This is a genomic window from Prevotella sp. oral taxon 313, assembly GCF_003043935.1.
Taxonomy (GTDB): domain Bacteria; phylum Bacteroidota; class Bacteroidia; order Bacteroidales; family Bacteroidaceae; genus Prevotella; species Prevotella jejuni.
The window spans coordinates 2,534,709-2,552,263 of sequence record NZ_PYXE01000001.1 but is presented as its reverse complement, the minus strand read 5'-3'; the positions used below and the strand labels follow the sequence as shown (position 1 = coordinate 2,552,263).

Genomic DNA, 17,555 nt, shown 5'->3' with positions numbered 1-17,555 from the left:
TGCTTAGGATAACCTTATTTGAGCTTCAAACTACTAATTCCACTATGAGGAAAGAAAAGAAAAGCAGCAAGCGATTGACTAAGAAGCAGCTTGCAGAGAAACTCATGAGTTTCTTTCAGACGCAACCAGAAGAGACATTCAGCTTCAAACAGATATTTCATGCACTCAAGCTTACTACTCATCCGGCTAAGATGTTGGCCATAGATGTGATGGAGGAATTGGCATGGGACGATTTCCTGTCAAAGGTAGGAGACAGTGCTTATATATTGAACACCAAGGGACAGGTGCAGGAAGGTACCTTTATCCGCAAAGCAAATGGTAAGAATACATTCCTGCCAGAGGATGGTGGTACACCAGTCTTTGTCTCTGAGCGTAATTCTATGGCAGCTTTGAATGGCGACCAAGTGAGAGTTCAGTTCATGGCACGCCGTCAGAATCATATAAAAGAGGCAATGGTCATCGCGATACTGCAACGGAAGAAAGACACCTTCGTTGGAAGGTTGCGGGTCGAGAAGGACATTGCCTTTCTTGTAACGCAGGAGAATCTCTTTATTCATGACATCCTTATCCCTAAGAAGAAACTAAAGGGAGGAAAGACAGACGACCGTGCTTTGGTGAAGATTACCAAGTGGCCTGATGCCGAACATAAGAACCTTGTGGGCGAAGTGGTGGACGTCTTGGGTGAAGCTGGTGACAATGATGTAGAGATGAACACCATCCTTGCTCAGTATGGATTGCCTTATAAGTATCCTAAACGTGTCGAGGATGCTGCCGAGAAGATAAGTGCTGAGATCACAGCACAGGACTATGCGGAGCGTGAAGACTTCCGTGACGTATGGACTTGTACGATAGACCCACGCGACGCAAAGGACTTTGACGATGCACTTTCTATCCAAAAGTTAGAGAGTGGACTGTGGGAAGTGGGCGTACATATCGCTGACGTGTCGCATTATGTCAAAGAAGGCGATATTATTGACCGTGAAGCCCAACAGCGTGCGACGTCAGTTTATCTCGTAGACCGCACTATCCCGATGCTTCCAGAGCGTCTTTGTAACTTTATCTGTTCGCTTCGTCCAGACGAGGAGAAACTTGCTTTCAGTTGTATCTTCAACCTTGACGAGGAAGCAAACGTAAAGGCTTACCGCATTGTGCATACCGTTATCAAGTCTAACCGTCGTTATGCCTACGAAGAGGCACAGCAGATATTGGAAGACAACGGTGTTGTTGACGGTACGGGCGAGCCTGCTCCAGCCCCAGGAAAGGCTGGATATAAGGGCGAGAATGCCGAACAAATCGTTACGCTCGACCGTCTTGCAAAGTTGATTCGTGGTCGTCGTATGAAGGCAGGAAGCGTTAAGTTCGATTCAGAAGAACTCCACTTCGACATTGATGAGAAGGGTAAGCCAATCCGTTGTTACTTTAAGCGCTCAAAGGATGCCAACAAGTTGATTGAAGAGTTTATGCTCTTGGCTAATAAGACAGTAGCTGAAAGTGTCGGAATCGTGAAGAAAGGCAAGAAAGCAAAGACCCTTCCTTATCGTGTTCATGACAATCCTGACCCGCAGAAGTTCGAGAACTTGCGTGAATTTACAGCTAAGTTCGGTTATAAACTCAAGTCTGCCAGCACCAAGGGTGCCACAGCTCGGGCATTGAACAAGCTGATGGACGAGGTGCAAGGCAAACGTGAAGAGAAGGTGATACAGACGATTGCACTCCGTTCGATGATGAAGGCGAAGTATACTACGCATAACATCGGTCACTTCGGACTTGCTTTTGATTATTACACCCACTTTACCTCGCCTATTCGTCGATATCCTGACACGATGGTTCATCGCTTGATAACACGCTACCAGAACGGTGGTCGCTCGGCTAATAAGGAACATTATGAGGAGCTTTGTGAGCATTGTTCAGACATGGAACTCGTTGCACAGAATGCAGAACGCGACTCTATCAAGTATAAGATGGTTGAGTTTATGAGCGAGCATATCGGTGAATGCTATGATGCACACATATCTGGTATTCAGAGTTTCGGTATCTATGCGGAGATAGATGAGAACCATTGCGAGGGTATGATACCAATGCGTGACCTCGATGATGACTACTACGACTTCGATGAGAAGAACTATTGTCTTGTTGGTCGTCGTCGTCACCACGTCTATCAGCTTGGTGATCCTATCCGCATTCAGGTGGCTAAGGCCGATTTAGAGCGTAGACAACTCGACTTCGCACTTGATGATGGTCGCCCATTAAAGGCTAAGCAGACCGCTGCCGAGTATGCTGTAAATAGGAAGAACGACCGAAAGAGCAGCAAGCGTGGTAGCAAGAGCCGCAGAAGAAAGTAGTTATCAAGGTGAGACGAAAGATATTCTTTTCACACAAAGAGGAACTATGGAACTCATGGAGTCATAGTGGAGGAATCGTACTGGGCGTAGTGTTCGGTACGATTTTCCTTGTTTGGTGCTCTAAAGAGCGGTCTGGTTGGGCAACAGCGGGTGTGATATTATATCTTGTCGGGATGCTTTTCAGTTATATCACGTCTACCGTCTATCATGCCCTCTCTGCCCATTCTGTATGGAAAGAACGGTTGCGGAAGTGGGATCATGCCGCTATCTATTGGCATATAGCAGGTTCTTATTCGCCCATAACACTGATAGCCTTGCGCAATCAAGGTGCTTGGGGATGGGGCTTGTTTGCCTTTGTATGGTTCTGTGCAATACTTGGCACAATCTCATCCTTCCGTAAACTGCGTGACCATAGTAACTTAGAAACGTTGACATTCATCGGTATGGGGTTATCAGTATTGGTCGCTTTCAAGCCATTAGTAACCTCTTTAGCAACACAGTCGCTTGTCTGGATCTTTGCAGAAGGGATCATGTACATTACCGGAGCACTGTTTTATTCGCTCAACAAGCGTAAGTATATGCACACAGTATTCCACTTCTTTGTCCTTGCAGGTAGTCTCTGTCACATCATTGCCGTATGGGGCATCCTAATGGAATACATATAATTTGCACTCATACAAACACTAAAAGAAATGTTCAAACGTAGTTTTTTGCTCTCTATAATACTCATTCTTTTGGTCGTGAATACACAGGCGCAGGAACGACAATACACTCGTCTGAAAGGTTATTATCGTGTCTATCAGACCACAAACTCCATGCTTAGCTATTTTATTGATGGTATGATGGAGTTTTATATACCGCTTTCTGACACTGCTACTGAGGCTTCAGAAGGGAAGAAAGGATCGCCTTTTGTTGAACGAAAGTTTCTTGGTGAGCGTCGTCGTAAGGCTCCGAAAGCCAATGGCGACGATACCTTTGTGCAGATGTCACTCCCCAATCTGGAACGGCAGACCCTCCTTAAGAGTATTGACAGCGAAGAGTATTCCACTCGTAACAATGGGGATGTATACCGATGGGCGGATAAATGCGGTAAGATAAGCAAGGAGAAGCGGAAGATTAATGGGAAGACAGAGATCGTGACAACCCTTGAGATGGACGAACTTGTCGGACAACCAAAGCACGAAGTAGACATGAGTCAGCTGCGTATGTATGGTATTGTGGCGCGGATGACACAGTATGATGAAAGCGAGAGTTACCTATCTAACAATCTTCTCCTTGCCTCACAGAAGCATCAAACCTTCTTTGCTCACTATCGTGGAGAGGACGATGACGAGCGAATTGATGTATGGAGTGAGTTCTATGTGTCTGATCGTATGACCATTACAGAGAGTGAACTCAAACGTATAAAGAAAGAGAAGAACAGCATTTGGACCTTCTCTATCCCTGCTGTTGTCCCACCATTAGACAAGGAAGTGGCTGAGGCTTGGACCAAGATGGTGGAGTATTGAGCAAGAGAGGATGTTAAGGAGTTAAGGAGTGAAAGGGAGTGAAAGGAGTTAAGACAAATGTTCTATAGTTAACTTTGCGATTGTTTTTAGTACTGGTTATGGGGTAATGCACAATTATCTACAACCAAGTACAAAGCAGAAACGTTAATATTGAATTGAAGAATGAAGAAAAGTATCTTTGTATTCTTGACATGTTTAGTGTTAGTAAGCTGTGGGCAGCAACGGAGTAACATCTCTTTTCCAGAAGAGAAGTTCACACTCGACTTGTGTCTTCCTACTACCCCAGTGAAGGATCAAGGGTCGAGTTCGCTCTGCTGGGTCTATGGTATGCTTGCAACCCTTGAGACAGAGCATATTATGCGGGGTGATTCTGTAAACTTAAGTCCTGACTATGTGGCACGTATGTACCTTAGTGAGCAGGCAAATCGGCGTCGGTTTCTGCCCCACAAGATGCTTCAGAAGGAGCAAGACATTACAACTCGTGGTATGAGCACCATGGCACTCGACCTCATACAGACATACGGTTTGCAGCATTATGATGCCTATCATCATAGGCCTGATATGGACTATAACGTTCTCTGTCGTAAGTTGGATTATGGCAAGAACACGGAGGATTTGTTAGATAAATATATCGGACCGCTACCGAAGCAGGTCTTTATGTTAGGCGCACTATACACCCCCTTGGAGTTTGCCCATAGTGTATGCACAGATGATGAATACTTAGCTATGACGAGCTTCACGCATCATCCATACGGACAACGCTTCCCTTTGGAAGTACCAGACAACTATTTCCATAATAGCTTCCTAAATGTTCCACTCGACACGATGATGAATCGCATCGTACAAAACCTACGTTCTGGACACCCTGTGTGCTGGGAAGGCGACATATCAGAGCCTGGTTTCTTATTTGGAAATGGCTTTGCTGTGTTGAAACATGAAGACAAAAAGGTGACTGCCGAGCGTCGACAGGCTTCTTTTGAAGCGCATCGCACAACCGATGACCACGTCATGGAAATCGTTGGATTGGCTCACGACCAACACGGTCGACGCTTCTTTCTCTGCAAGAATAGTTGGGGAACAGCCAATCGCTACCATGGTTTTATGTTCTTAAGTGAGAACTATGTGCGTATGAAGACCATTGCTGTGGTGCTTCGAGCTATTTAATACAAAAACAATACAAGGTGATAGGGACTGAGCACTCAGCCCCTATTTTTGTTACTATACCCACGAGAGCAGCCCTACTAAGACTAAACAGCCACAGAATAAGCCTAATGCATCCTAAGTATCAACTCACCTCCTGTCTGCATCACAGGGACCTCAACCTCCGAAGAATACTCCTTATAATTATACTCTCCATATGGTCGACGATACAAGCTAAGCTTACTGTTCTCCTCAACTGCACATGAGATCTGCACCGTCTGACTATGTGTATTCTTCAGTTTCACGGGTTGGTAAAAGTTTAAATAGCCTCTTGCTTGATTAAAATCCTCCGGTATTTGATTCTCCATACCATACCAGACTTTATTACAAATGGCAAAGCTATCCTTCTCGTTAATAGTCCCATTCGTTTCTATCCTTACCTTCACAAGCTGCTTGCGAGGGATGAATATATTCTGCTCATACACCTGCCCTTTCTGTAAACGACCTGGCACTATATAATACGAATAGAAGATCTTTTTCTCACTCAACGGATGTACTGCTGTGATATCAGTAGGTAATAGATACACTTTATCATCCAACTTACTCAAATCCAACGTCATCTGTAGAGAGTACGAGGTGCCTACTTCAGCTGAATCAGTGGTCAAAGACTTTATTTCTTTGTTACTTAAGTTGAAAAACATTATGTAGTCACCATCCTTATCCGTCGTTGCCTTGGCCTTATGATATACCTTAGTAGAAAAAATACCAGACATAATCATATAATCCAACTTCACTTCTATGTTAGGAATAGGCTGTCCATCTGGCGTTTTAGCAACCCCTTTAATAATCAAACTCTTAGGATCTGGCCTATCAATAAAGTCGTCCTCTTCACAATGACAGCTTGCCAATAGCAACATAACTACTGGTAAAGCGAGTAGATACAATAATCGTTTCTTCATAAGCATACCATTAATAGTTTTAAGTTAAGTAATATTCAGATATCAACTCTTCGGTTCATACCCTCTTTCTACATAGATTTTAGTCTTTTACAAAAGTATGAATTATTTTGAAATAAACAACTAAATCGACCCTAAAAAATTGTTTTTAAGGTCCTTATATACCCTAATTTGCAATAGAAACAAGCATCTAAACGAGCCATCCCCACAACGATAAGCAACCGAACAATGCGATGCCTCTAAATTCTTTTCATGAAGAGAAAGATTTTTCTTCACGACAAGAAATATTTATTTTCATGAAGAAAAAGATTTTTTTTCATGAAAATAATTCGGAGAGGGGAACTATTATCTGCTACAAACAGGGGTCGATTGCTTTATAAGACACCTACTCCTTATACTAAAAAGAGCCATTAGATGAAACAAAGAGTTGCCTTGTTAGAAGGGGTAATCGCCTCCTTCTTATTTTATAAATATCATCCGTCTAAACTCCAAAGAAGCCTATTTGAGATGTAGAATAGCCTTTGTACTTACAATAATAACGTATAGAACGAGCACTAACCATTTCTCGCCAAAACGACTGATAACCCACCATATAGGACAAGTTAAATAGGAAAGATTGATGTTCTTACCAGTCATTACAATAAAACTTTGGGTTATAAAAATAAGAAAAGAACATCAGTTATGACATTACTGATACTCCCCATTTGTTAAACTCAATTCTAAGAGCCCCTGTAACTATCTGTTTCTTATTATTTGGAAAGTATGAAACATAAAGCTACTTTCTTGTAGTAATGGAAAACTTCATATACCTTTGTAATCGAAAACAAGGCTTAATTACTATGACCTGCGCCCTACTCTACCTATTTACCGACACTTCAATCTCATTGAGCATACGGAAAGTAAAGGCTTTATAGGTGAACGGTTCATAAAGAAAGGATAAATGATGGACAGACTAAAAAACATTGACAATGCTATTAACATCATGCTTTCAGAAATGGAAACAGGATGGACTAACCCAGACACCTTGCCACTCAAACAACGCCTAATGCGTTCGTTGATAAATGTTCGACAGCCCGACAAACCTTCACAAGAGCTTATCGACGCACAAGACAAGGAGCTGGCAGCACAAAGAGAAGAGAAAGGTATCGTGGAGATAAGGCAGGAAGGGATACATCTATGGCAAGGAGATATAACCAGACTAAAGGTAGATGCTATCGTGAATGCGGCTAACAGTAGGCTACTCGGCTGTTTTAAGCCTTTACATGCTTGTATTGATAATGTCATACACTCGGCTGCTGGCATCCAACTTCGATGTTACTGCAACGAAATAATGCAAGCACAAGGACACAAAGAAGCTACTGGACAAGCAAAGATAACACCAGGCTTCAACCTTCCTGCACGTTATGTCATCCATACTGTAGGTCCTATCATCCCCAACGGAAAACCAACTAAGGAACAGGAAGAGCTCCTTGCCTCATGCTATCGTTCATCGCTCAAGCTCGCAGAAGACTACTCCTTGGAAAGTATTGCCTTCTGTTGTATCTCTACAGGAGCATTTCGATTTCCACAAGAGTTAGCTGCCAAGATAGCTGTTAAGACTGTTAAGGAATACCCAAGACGGCATGTAAAGACTGTTATCTTCAATGTATTCAAAGATACTGACTATGCACTATACCAACAGCTTATCTGAATGTATTGTCGAACTACAGCTCCTTATTGACAAGACTGACTATCTACTGGCTGGTGCAGGAGCTGTGCTTTCAACCGCTACAGGGCTGGCGTATGCCGGAAAAGACTTTTAGAAGGAGTGCCAACCATGGATAAAACGCTATGTCTTCACCGGTCTTTACACCTCTCCTTTCTATCTCTTTAAGGCGGAAGAGGAACGCTGACCGTATTAGGTAGAGCATATTTAGTACTTATGTTTCAGACCGATAGCAACAGAATTAACCCACATTTTGCAAGAAACAGTTGGTCAGAAAGACTACTTTGTAGTGTCCTAATGCCTCTCTCAAACGCTTCAACCGTGTTTAGTCTCAACTTTCTTTACACGAGGTAGAGCATTCCTTTGCTTTTAAAGAATACCTACAAACCATTCTGAAAACCCTCTTAACATCATAAAAACACTTTATAGAAAAGACCTTACAGACGCTTATAGATTACATAAATACAGTCAACTACAAATTATTTTCATGAAAAGAAATTGTAGAAAAACAAGCTTTACGATGGATGGAGGACAACTTTTATAGCTGTGCAGCGCATGAGTTGTAAAAGAAAAGGGGGCTAAAAAGCCCCCAAAATATGCTGATATAGGTTGTTAGATACTTACTTTAAGAGTATTTGACGAGCAAATTCCCAAATGACAATACCAGTTGTCACACTTACATTCAGTGAGTGTTTGGTACCGAATTGAGGTATTTCAAGGCAACCGTCGCTCATGTCTACGACACTTTGTTTTACACCTTTTACCTCGTTGCCCATGATGATAGCGTAGCAGGTGTTGGGTGTTGAGTGTTGGGTGATAGGTGTTGATGATGTGTTGTGTGACGAATTGTTAGATGATGAGTGATGAGGATTAGAATGTTGAGTATTAAGCTCCTGTAGCTTTGTTGAGCCTTCTACCTGTTCGACACTATATACAAACACGCCTTGACGATGGAGTTCTTCGACAGCATCTTCAGTACGTTCAAAGTAACGCCAGTCTACTGAGTCCTCTCCACCAAGTGCTGTTTTATGAATCTCAGCATTAGGAGGTGTGGCCGTGATACCGCATAGATAGACAGCCTCAACACGGAAAGCATCGGCCGAACGGAAGACACTTCCCACATTATATAACGACCGCACATCGTCTAAGACAACGATGAGTGGTAACTTATCAGCCTCCTTAAACTCCTCAACAGAGATCCGATTCATTTCGATTGTACGTAGTTTTCTCATAATCAATATGAAAGATGCCCACACTGCAGAACCCACTAATAGGCCCTCCCCCTACCCATCTCCCATACGGAAGAGCGTGGATAGCGAGATAGTCCGATATAGTGGAGCGTTCTTTTAAGCGCCTTATAAATTAGAATGTTAGCCTGTATATGTTTTTTTTCAGCCCTCCCTTCCCGTCAGAGGGGTTGGAGATGACTTCTTTTACTGCAAGCTAAAGCCTACTGCATACGCCTTAATCTTTGTCACCATAGAGAGTAGTCCATTGCTGCGGGTTGGTGATAGATGTTGGCGAAGGCCTATCTTATCAATGAAATAGAGGTCGGCATCAATAATCTCTTGTGGTGTATGATTGTTCAATACACGTATGAGAAGAGCGATGATACCCTTTGTGATGAGTGCATCTGAGTCGGCTGTAAAGACAAGTTTACCCTCTACATTATCACACTGTAGCCATACTCTACTCTGGCAACCATCTATGAGGTTCTGTTCATTCTTGTACTTTTCGTCTAATGGTTCAAGCTCATTACCCAAATCAATGAGCATTTGGTATTTGTCCATCCAGTCGGTAAAGTCCTCGAACTCACCAATTACTGCATCTTGCGCTTCGTTTATTGTCATTGTACTATCAGTTTATCTAATTCAGAGAACATTGTTATCACCTCTGAAATACGTATTCTACATTAATTTACTACCAGCTTAAATAGCTTGTCATTCGGGCGCACCTTGTCAGGAACAGGGATAGAAACACGCCAGCCTTGTTCGGCTTTATCAACAGGATTAAGCTCGTATCGAATCTCTTCAGCATTGAGGAACATAGCGCCAGTACTGTTACCTGTGATAAGCAACTTCTCCCCCTTTACGAAAGTATTAGCCTCAACGGCCACCTCAGCCACGCCGAGACGTGAGAAATACTTTATCACCTTGCCAATAAGAACCTTCTTCTCAGTAGCCTTGTTACCATAGTCTTTGGTCCATTCGCCCATCTTCTGTCCTTGATAATAGCCATCCCAGAAGCCACGATTGAAGACTGTTGAGAGCCGTTCGTCCCACTTGTCCTTCTTTTCTTCGGTAAAGCTACCATCAAGAACACTCTCAATAGCCTCTTTATAACAGCTAACAACGGTGTGGACGTACTCTGGTCCGCGTGCACGTCCTTCTATTTTAAACACACGAACACCTGCGTCCATCATCTTGTCAATGAAGCGTACACTCTTTAAGTCCTTTGGACTCATTATATACTTATTGTCAATCTCTAACTGATTGCCCGTCTCGTTGTCTGTAACCGTGTAACTTCGGCGGCATATCTGGGTGCAGGCACCACGATTGGCAGAGCGGTTAGAGTCGTGAAGACTCATATAACACTTACCCGAAATGGCCATACAAAAAGCACCATGACAGAACATCTCAATACGAACAGGCTGTCCCTTTGGTCCGCAGATATTCTGTTTGATAATCTGTTCGTGTATCTCCTTCACCTGATCCATATTCAGCTCGCGTGCCAATACGGCAACATCAGCAAACTGAGCGTAGAACTTCAATGCATCAATATTAGATATGTTCAGCTGCGTAGAGAGGTGAACTTCAACGCCCACTTGGCGGCAATACATCATTACAGCTACGTCGCTTGCAATGACAGCGGTGATGTCAGCAGCCTTAGCAGCGTCGATAATCTCATGCATCGTTGCTATATCCTCACCATAGATGACGGTGTTAACGGTCAGATAAGTCTTTATCCCCTTTGCATTACAGGTCTCGGCAATTTCCTTGAGATCGTCGATAGTGAAGTGATTAGCCGAATGTGAACGCATATTCAGCTTCCCTATACCGAAGTAAACAGAGTTGGCTCCAGCGTTGATGGCAGCTGCAAGCGACTCACGAGAGCCCACAGGTGCCATTATCTCATAATCATTTGTATTTTTGTTCATTGTTTTATTGTCATTACCAGGCAGTTATCAAGCAGTCAGGCTATCTGTAACCTTTCGTAGACTAATTCCTATGCTTTAACTGACCTGTAGCTATCCTTTATTTGTTAAGACAGTGTCCATTCAGTTTGCAAAGGTACGGAAAATATCCGATAAAGGCCGTAAAGGACTTTGTAAGTTTTGCAAAAAAGAACGTATCAGGCGTTGTTAAGCATCAAATAGTCAGACTGTTCTTCGGTTGTATGCGATAAATTTAGTAACTTTGCATGCTAAATTTTTCGAGATAACAGCATAATGAAGAAACTATATATTGAGACATACGGGTGCCAAATGAACGTGGCAGACTCAGAGGTGGTGGCTTCTGTCATGAAAATGGCAGGCTATGACGTATGCGAAAAAGAGGAGGAAGCAGACGCAATCTTCCTTAACACCTGTTCTGTACGTGAGAACGCAGAGAACAAGATATACAACCGTTTAGAGGCATTGCACGCTGAGCAGAAGAAAGGTCGTGACCTTATCTTAGGCGTGTTAGGCTGTATGGCAGAGCGAGTAAGGAACGATTTGATCCAAAACCACCATGCCAACCTTGTTTGTGGGCCTGATTCGTACCTAAACTTACCTGATATGATAGCGCAGTGTGAGAACGGCACGAATGCTATGGATATCGAACTCTCTACTACGGAGACCTATCGTGATGTTATCCCACAGCGTATTGGTGGCAATAGAGTGTCAGGCTTCGTTAGTATCATGCGTGGTTGCAATAACTTCTGTCACTATTGTATCGTGCCTTTTACCCGTGGTCGGGAGCGTTCAAGAGATGTGGAAAGCATCTTGAAGGAGGTTAAAGATTTACATGATAAAGGCTTTAAGGAGGTAACACTATTAGGTCAGAATGTCAACTCATACGGCTTGTTGCCTAATGGTAAGCGTCCTGAGAATGGCGTTTCATTTGCAGAACTGTTACATAAGGTGGCACAAAGCGTTCCAGACATGCGTGTACGCTTCACGACTTCCAACCCAGAAGATATGACAGAGGACATCATTGAGGCGGTAGCTACCGAACCTAACCTCTGTAACCATATCCACTTCCCTGCCCAAAGTGGTAGTAATAGCGTGTTGAAGGTGATGAATCGCAAATATACTCGTGAGGATTACCTTGAGAAAGTGGCTGCTATTCGTAGGCTTATACCAGACTGTGGACTGACAACTGACATCTTCATTGGATATCACAACGAGTCAGAAGAAGACTTCCAACAAACGCTTTCATTAATGCGAGAGGTAGGCTTCGATTCAGCCTTTATGTTTAAGTACTCTGAACGACCAGGTACTTACGCAGCAAAGCACCTCCCCGACAATGTTCCTGAGGAAGAGAAGATACGCCGTTTGAATGAGTTAATTCGCCTTCAGACCGAGATCTCTGCCGAACAGAACAAGAAAGACGAGGGCAAAGAGTTTGATATTCTTATCGAGCGCTTTGGTAAACGAAGTCGTGAACAGCTAATGGGACGTACGCCACAGAACAAGGCTGTAGTCATGCCAAAGGGCAATCACCATATTGGTGAGACCGTCCGTGTACGCATCACAGGCTCAACAAGTGCCACACTCTTTGGAGAAGAAGTGTAAATATACTATATGTATGGATATAAAACCGCAAATCTTTTTTGCGGTTTTACTATTTATAGCTATATTTGCAGAACTGATAAACAGATAAGAAGATTAGTTGATGAAGGAATTTATACACGTTTTACGCAGGTTCGTACCGCCCTATAAGAAGTATCTTGTGCTGTCAATCATTTTCAATATATTGTCAGCTTTTCTCAACATATTCTCCTTTGCAACCCTTATCCCACTCCTTCAAATACTCTTTAAGGTAGATGCAGGAACGGGTGCGATGCGTGCAATGTCATGGAGTGAAGGCTCTTTTAAGGAGGTGTTATCGAACAATGCAGATTATTACACGCAGATATACATTACCAGTTGGGGACCAACAACGGTCTTATTGGCCATCGGTTTAATTCTTGCCTTTATGACTTTCCTAAAGACAGGAGCCTATTTCCTATCTTCTGCCTCAATCATTCCTATCAGAACAGGCGTAGTTCGCGACATACGTAACCAACTCTATGAAAAGATAACATCCCTTTCTTTAGGCTTCTTCAGCGAGGAAAGGAAGGGAGACATCATCGCCCGTATGAGTGGTGACGTCCAAGAGGTTGACAACTCCATCATGTCATCTATCGACATGCTCTTTAAGAACCCTGTTCTTATCATCATTTACTTCATCACACTACTTGTTATCTCTTGGCAGTTGACACTTTTCACGCTCATCTTCGTACCTATCTTCGGATGGTTCATGGGCTTTGTTGGTAGAAAGCTAAAGCAGAACAGTATGACAGCCCAGAAGTTATGGAGTGACACAATGAGCCAAGTAGAAGAGACCTTAGGCGGATTAAGGGTCATCAAAGCCTTTTGTGCTGAGGGAATGATGAATGAACGCTTCGATAAGATAAACTCAGAATACCGCAATGACATCATGCGCGTGAACATTCGTCAGCAATTAGCCCACCCGATGAGTGAGTTCCTTGGAACAGTCATGATTGTTGTTGTACTATGGTTTGGCGGTACTCTCGTATTAGGACAATATCCGATTATCAGCGGACCAACCTTCATCTATTATCTTGTTATCCTCTACAGCATTCTCAATCCATTAAAGGAATTCTCTCGTGCAGGCTATAACATCCCTAAAGGACTTGCCTCTATGGAGCGTATTGATAAGATACTTAAGGCAGAAGTAAAGATAAATGACCCTGAAAATCCAGTCCATATCGATAACTTCGAACATGAGATTGAATTCCGCCATGTCAGCTTTGCCTATACTGATGGTAAAGATGATGAGGACAACCCAGAGCTTCATTGGGTATTAAAGGATATCAACCTCGTTATCCCAAAGGGTAAGACCGTAGCCTTGGTAGGCCAGAGCGGTAGTGGAAAGTCCACCTTACTCGACCTTATCCCACGTTACTACGATGTACAAGAAGGTGAAATTCTCATTGACGGAATAAACATCAAGGATTTAGGAGTACATGATCTCCGCCAGCTTATAGGTAATGTAAACCAAGAGGCAATCCTCTTCAACGATAGTTTCAAGAACAACATCTCCTTCGGAGTCAGCTCAACTGACGAGGCAATAGCCGAAGCGGCGAAGATTGCCAACGCTCATGAGTTTATCATGCAGAGTGAGAGAGGATACGACACAAACATCGGCGACCGTGGAGGACGCCTCTCTGGCGGACAGCGTCAGCGTGTGAGTATTGCGCGTGCTATCCTTAAGAATCCGCCTATCCTTATCCTTGACGAGGCTACATCAGCCCTTGACACAGAGAGCGAACGCCTTGTACAGGATGCACTCTATAAGCTTATGAAGACAAGAACGACCATAGCTGTGGCCCACCGCCTATCTACCATTAAGAATAGCGATGAGATTTGCGTGCTGCACGAAGGTGAGATTGTAGAGCGAGGAACGCACGATGAGCTTATGGACATCGAAGGTTACTATAAGAAACTACATGACATGCAAGAGATATAAAGGTCCAAAAGGATTGAAAGATATGAAGAGATTATTAACAACAACATTTGGTTCGCCAATAGCATTAGTGCTCAACTTGCTATTGGCGTATGCCATTTTCTTTGTAGCACGATTGACATACTTTTTTGTCAATTACAGTTATTTCATAGACGGACTTAGTGCTTCTTCACTCTGGATGTGGGTGAGAGGAAGTCTTCTCTTTGATACAACAGCCATCCTTTATACGCATATTCTCTACATCGTAATGATGCTCTTGCCACTATGGAGGAAGGAGAACCAAACCTATCACAGGCTTTGTAAGTGGATATTCATGGTTGTTAATGCGCTTTCACTTGCCATTAACCTTGCCGACTCGGTGTATTTCCCTTTCACATTGCGCCGCACAACAACCAGTGTGTTCCGTGAGTTCGATAATGAAAACAACATTGCTGGCATCTTGTTCCACAATGCTATCACACACTGGTACCTTATCATTATCTTTATTCTTGTTCTTTGGCTTGCCAATAAGTTGTATGTTATGCCACATACCGACCACAGCCGCTATAAAAGTCTGCGTCAGCGCTTAGTCTATGGGGCACAACTTTTCGTATGTCTTTCCGTAGCTGCCGTCCTTACCGTGGCTGGTTGTCGAGGTGGACTACAGTCGGGTGTGCGTCCGATAACCATCAGTAACGCCAACCAGTACGTAGAACGTCCTACTGACTGCGCCTTGGTGCTTAATACCCCCTTTGCGTTAATCCGTACGATAGGCAAGTCCGACTTTGTTGTCCCAGATTATTTCCCATCCTTGGCAGCTGCCACAGAGGTCTACAACCCTATTAAGTGGATGGCTTATAAGGCTCCAGGGCCAAACGAAAACGAACGCCTTCCTAACAAGAAGAACATCGTCATCCTCATTGTTGAGAGTTTCGGACGTGAGTATATAGGAGGGTTTAATCGTGACTTCTTCGGTGGTAAATACAAGGGATACACCCCGAATGTAGACAAGCTCATCGATAAGAGCCTCGTCTACCGCTTCTCTTACTGTAATGGACGTAAGAGTATTGATGGCATGCCATCCATCCTCTGCAGTATTCCTCGCTTTGGAGAACCCTTCATCCTAACCCCAGCTTCAATGAACAACTATACTGGTATGCCTGGACTCCTTAGTAAGTGGGGCTATCAAACAGCCTTCTTTCATGGTGCTAATCGTGGTTCTATGGGGTTCCTTGCATTTGCTAATAAGATTGGATTTCAGCACTACTATGGTCGACAAGACTATGACGAAGACCCTCGCTTTGGTGGGGATAAGGACTTCGATGGCAACTGGGGTATATGGGACGAACCTTTCCTGCAGTATTACTGTGCGAAGATGGGCGAAATGAAGCAGCCTTTCATGACGGCTCTCTTTACTGTCTCAAGTCACGACCCATTTGTTGTTCCAGAGAAATATAAGAACATCTATAAGGAGGAACATCTCCCTATCCAAAAGTGTATCCGTTATACCGACATGGCGATAGGCAAGTTCTTCGAGTCTGCCAGCAAGCAACCTTGGTTTAAGAATACTATCTTTGTCCTCACAAGCGACCATACTAACCAGAGCGACCATGAGCAGTATAAGACCGACATAGGCGGTTTCTGTTCACCTATTATTATATATGACCCATCCGGAGAGATAAAGCCAGGACGTGTAGATGGCGTGGCGCAGCAGATTGATATTATGCCAACACTACTCTTCCACATTGGCTATAACGCAACACCATACCTCGCTTTCGGTAAAGACCTACTACATACACCGGCGAAGGAAACTTGGGCTGTCAACTATCTGAACGGTATCTATCAATACGTTAAGTATGGTTATGTACTCCAATGGGACGGTAAACAGACTAAAGCTATCTATCGAGTAACCGACGCACTGATGAAGCACAATCTTCTCGGACACGTGCCTGAGCAAGCAAAGATGGAACGAGAACTGAAAGCTATCATCTATCAGTATATGTATCGTATGGTACACGATAAGATGCACCCAACGATTAATAACCCTGAAGATCAATGAAAAGAGCCCTCAATAAGACCCTTTACATCATCGCTTACGGCTTCTGGTATCTGGTAGCCCTGCTACCTTTTCCAGTGCTGTATCTACTCTCCGATGGCCTTTATCTACTAATGTCACGAGTGGTGAGGTATCGCCACAAGGTGATATGGAAGAACCTTAAGAACAGCTTCCCAGAGAAGACTGACAACGAGTTACGCCTGATAGAACGAGGATTCTACCATTGGTTCTGTGATTACATTGTTGAGACACTGAAGTTGATAACAATGAGTAAGGAACAGCTGATGAAGCGCATGACCTTTACAGGGACTGAAGAGTTAAACAGAATTCTGTCGGAAGGAAAGTCGGCAGGCGTCTATTTAGGCCATTTAGGCAACTGGGAATGGATTACCTCCCTCCCTTATTGGGTGGACAATGCCCTCTGCTGTCAGCTTTACCACCCATTAGAAAACGAATACTTCGACCGCCTCTTCAAGTATGTTCGCGAACGACAAGGTGCGCTTTGTATCCCTATGCAGGAGTCACTACGTAAGATTATACAATTTGGACGCAACGGTAAGCCCCTTGTTGTTGGTTATATCTCCGACCAAACACCCTTCTGGTGGAGCATACATCACTGGATTCAGTTCATGAATCAGGAGACTCCTGTGCTCACAGGGGCTGAACGTATCGTGAAGCACACACGCCAAGTCTTTGTTTATGGCGACATGACACGCACGAGCCGTGGGCATTATAACTGTGAGTTCCGCATCATCCGAGAAGAAACAAAGGGACTGCCCGACTACGAGATAACCGACCTTTACTTCCAAGAGTTGGAGAAGTCGATACGTCGTCAGCCTGAAATCTATCTTTGGAGTCACAATAGATGGAAGCGTACACGGGCTTACTTTGAAGAAAACTTTGAAGAGGTGGATGGTAAAGTACGATTGAAAGAAGGTAAGAAATGATTTACGAAACCTCGTAGAACATAACAGAACCACATCTCTTCACAATCGACTAAAATGGAGAGAGGGCTCAGAACCTTAGAAAATCATGACGAAAAGATGCAGTCCTACAGGTCGTCTCACATCATAAACATAAAAGATAAACCATCCACATGACACAAGCTGTATTGAAAGACACAATGGTTAATACA

The 17,555-nt window shown here is 43.6% G+C and carries 14 protein-coding genes; 10 read left to right on the top strand and 4 right to left on the bottom strand.

Annotated features, from left to right (window positions below; all coding sequences use genetic code 11):
• Positions 1 to 44: 44 nt before the first annotated feature.
• The 4 genes from rnr to AXF23_RS09935 all read left to right on the top strand — a co-directional run bounded on the left by rnr (position 45) and on the right by AXF23_RS09935 (position 5,014).
• A complete protein-coding gene (rnr, locus tag AXF23_RS09950) occupies positions 45 to 2,342 on the top strand; it encodes a ribonuclease R (RefSeq protein WP_107625201.1) in 2,298 nt (765 codons plus the stop codon).
• 8 nt (positions 2,343 to 2,350) lie between these two features.
• Entirely contained in the window at positions 2,351 to 3,007 is a 657-nt protein-coding gene (locus AXF23_RS09945; RefSeq protein WP_107625200.1) for a PAQR family membrane homeostasis protein TrhA, read from the top strand.
• Between the two features lie 27 nt (positions 3,008 to 3,034).
• The gene (locus AXF23_RS09940; RefSeq protein WP_107625199.1) at positions 3,035 to 3,850 is read left to right on the top strand and encodes a hypothetical protein; all 816 of its coding nucleotides are present in this window, start codon (positions 3,035 to 3,037) and stop codon (positions 3,848 to 3,850) included.
• 162 nt (positions 3,851 to 4,012) lie between these two features.
• Positions 4,013 to 5,014 carry a C1 family peptidase gene (locus AXF23_RS09935; RefSeq protein ID WP_107625198.1) on the top strand — a complete coding sequence of 334 codons (1,002 nt, stop codon included), beginning with the start codon at positions 4,013 to 4,015 and terminating at the stop codon, positions 5,012 to 5,014.
• A gap of 104 nt (positions 5,015 to 5,118) precedes the next feature.
• Here the strand turns inward: AXF23_RS09935 and AXF23_RS09930 are convergent, their stop codons facing one another.
• The gene (locus AXF23_RS09930; protein ID WP_107625859.1) at positions 5,119 to 5,949 is read right to left on the bottom strand and encodes a hypothetical protein; all 831 of its coding nucleotides are present in this window, start codon (positions 5,947 to 5,949) and stop codon (positions 5,119 to 5,121) included.
• Between the two features lie 937 nt (positions 5,950 to 6,886).
• On the opposite strand from AXF23_RS09930, the gene AXF23_RS09925 reads away from it, so the two are divergent.
• Positions 6,887 to 7,636 carry a protein-ADP-ribose hydrolase gene (locus AXF23_RS09925; RefSeq protein ID WP_233251282.1) on the top strand — a complete coding sequence of 250 codons (750 nt, stop codon included), beginning with the start codon at positions 6,887 to 6,889 and terminating at the stop codon, positions 7,634 to 7,636.
• Positions 7,611 to 7,748 carry a hypothetical protein gene (locus tag AXF23_RS15960; RefSeq protein WP_158267689.1) on the top strand — a complete coding sequence of 46 codons (138 nt, stop codon included), beginning with the start codon at positions 7,611 to 7,613 and terminating at the stop codon, positions 7,746 to 7,748. Before AXF23_RS09925 ends, AXF23_RS15960 begins: the two co-directional genes overlap by 26 nt.
• A gap of 523 nt (positions 7,749 to 8,271) precedes the next feature.
• On the opposite strand, the gene AXF23_RS09920 is transcribed toward AXF23_RS15960, so the two are convergent.
• The 3 genes from AXF23_RS09920 to AXF23_RS09910 form a co-directional block, all read right to left on the bottom strand.
• Positions 8,272 to 8,883: a TrmH family RNA methyltransferase gene (locus tag AXF23_RS09920; protein WP_107625197.1), complete on the bottom strand. Its 612-nt coding sequence runs from the start codon at positions 8,881 to 8,883 to the stop codon at positions 8,272 to 8,274.
• Between the two features lie 201 nt (positions 8,884 to 9,084).
• Positions 9,085 to 9,501 carry a SufE family protein gene (locus AXF23_RS09915; protein WP_107625196.1) on the bottom strand — a complete coding sequence of 139 codons (417 nt, stop codon included), beginning with the start codon at positions 9,499 to 9,501 and terminating at the stop codon, positions 9,085 to 9,087.
• A 62-nt stretch (positions 9,502 to 9,563) separates the two neighbouring features.
• Positions 9,564 to 10,808: a peptidase U32 family protein gene (locus AXF23_RS09910; protein ID WP_107625195.1), complete on the bottom strand. Its 1,245-nt coding sequence runs from the start codon at positions 10,806 to 10,808 to the stop codon at positions 9,564 to 9,566.
• 291 nt (positions 10,809 to 11,099) lie between these two features.
• On the opposite strand from AXF23_RS09910, the gene miaB reads away from it, so the two are divergent.
• From miaB to AXF23_RS09890, 4 genes are all read left to right on the top strand, one after another.
• The gene (gene miaB / locus AXF23_RS09905) at positions 11,100 to 12,428 is read left to right on the top strand and encodes a tRNA (N6-isopentenyl adenosine(37)-C2)-methylthiotransferase MiaB (RefSeq protein WP_009012463.1); all 1,329 of its coding nucleotides are present in this window, start codon (positions 11,100 to 11,102) and stop codon (positions 12,426 to 12,428) included.
• A 100-nt stretch (positions 12,429 to 12,528) separates the two neighbouring features.
• A complete protein-coding gene (locus AXF23_RS09900; RefSeq protein WP_107625194.1) occupies positions 12,529 to 14,388 on the top strand; it encodes an ABC transporter ATP-binding protein in 1,860 nt (619 codons plus the stop codon).
• Between the two features lie 22 nt (positions 14,389 to 14,410).
• Positions 14,411 to 16,423 carry an LTA synthase family protein gene (locus tag AXF23_RS09895; RefSeq protein ID WP_107625857.1) on the top strand — a complete coding sequence of 671 codons (2,013 nt, stop codon included), beginning with the start codon at positions 14,411 to 14,413 and terminating at the stop codon, positions 16,421 to 16,423.
• Positions 16,420 to 17,367, top strand: coding sequence for a lysophospholipid acyltransferase family protein (locus tag AXF23_RS09890; RefSeq protein ID WP_107625193.1), 948 nt, complete (start codon positions 16,420 to 16,422; stop codon positions 17,365 to 17,367). The genes AXF23_RS09895 and AXF23_RS09890 overlap by 4 nt, the downstream gene beginning before the upstream one ends.
• Positions 17,368 to 17,555 lie beyond the last annotated feature (188 nt).

Bases quoted from the DNA above. Each gene is read 5' to 3' on its own strand.
- AXF23_RS09925 (WP_233251282.1), top strand. From the start codon at position 6,887: ATGATGGACAGACTAAAAAACATTGACAATGCTATTAACATCATGCTT.
- AXF23_RS15960 (WP_158267689.1), top strand. From the start codon at position 7,611: ATGCACTATACCAACAGCTTATCTGAATGTATTGTCGAACTACAGCTC.
- rnr (WP_107625201.1), top strand. From the start codon at position 45: ATGAGGAAAGAAAAGAAAAGCAGCAAGCGATTGACTAAGAAGCAGCTT.
- AXF23_RS09915 (WP_107625196.1), bottom strand. From the start codon at position 9,501: ATGACAATAAACGAAGCGCAAGATGCAGTAATTGGTGAGTTCGAGGAC.
- AXF23_RS09930 (WP_107625859.1), bottom strand. From the start codon at position 5,949: ATGAAGAAACGATTATTGTATCTACTCGCTTTACCAGTAGTTATGTTG.
- AXF23_RS09890 (WP_107625193.1), top strand. From the start codon at position 16,420: ATGAAAAGAGCCCTCAATAAGACCCTTTACATCATCGCTTACGGCTTC.
- AXF23_RS09910 (WP_107625195.1), bottom strand. From the start codon at position 10,808: ATGAACAAAAATACAAATGATTATGAGATAATGGCACCTGTGGGCTCT.
- AXF23_RS09900 (WP_107625194.1), top strand. From the start codon at position 12,529: ATGAAGGAATTTATACACGTTTTACGCAGGTTCGTACCGCCCTATAAG.
- AXF23_RS09920 (WP_107625197.1), bottom strand. From the start codon at position 8,883: ATGAGAAAACTACGTACAATCGAAATGAATCGGATCTCTGTTGAGGAG.
- miaB (WP_009012463.1), top strand. From the start codon at position 11,100: ATGAAGAAACTATATATTGAGACATACGGGTGCCAAATGAACGTGGCA.
- AXF23_RS09940 (WP_107625199.1), top strand. From the start codon at position 3,035: ATGTTCAAACGTAGTTTTTTGCTCTCTATAATACTCATTCTTTTGGTC.
- AXF23_RS09935 (WP_107625198.1), top strand. From the start codon at position 4,013: ATGAAGAAAAGTATCTTTGTATTCTTGACATGTTTAGTGTTAGTAAGC.
- AXF23_RS09895 (WP_107625857.1), top strand. From the start codon at position 14,411: ATGAAGAGATTATTAACAACAACATTTGGTTCGCCAATAGCATTAGTG.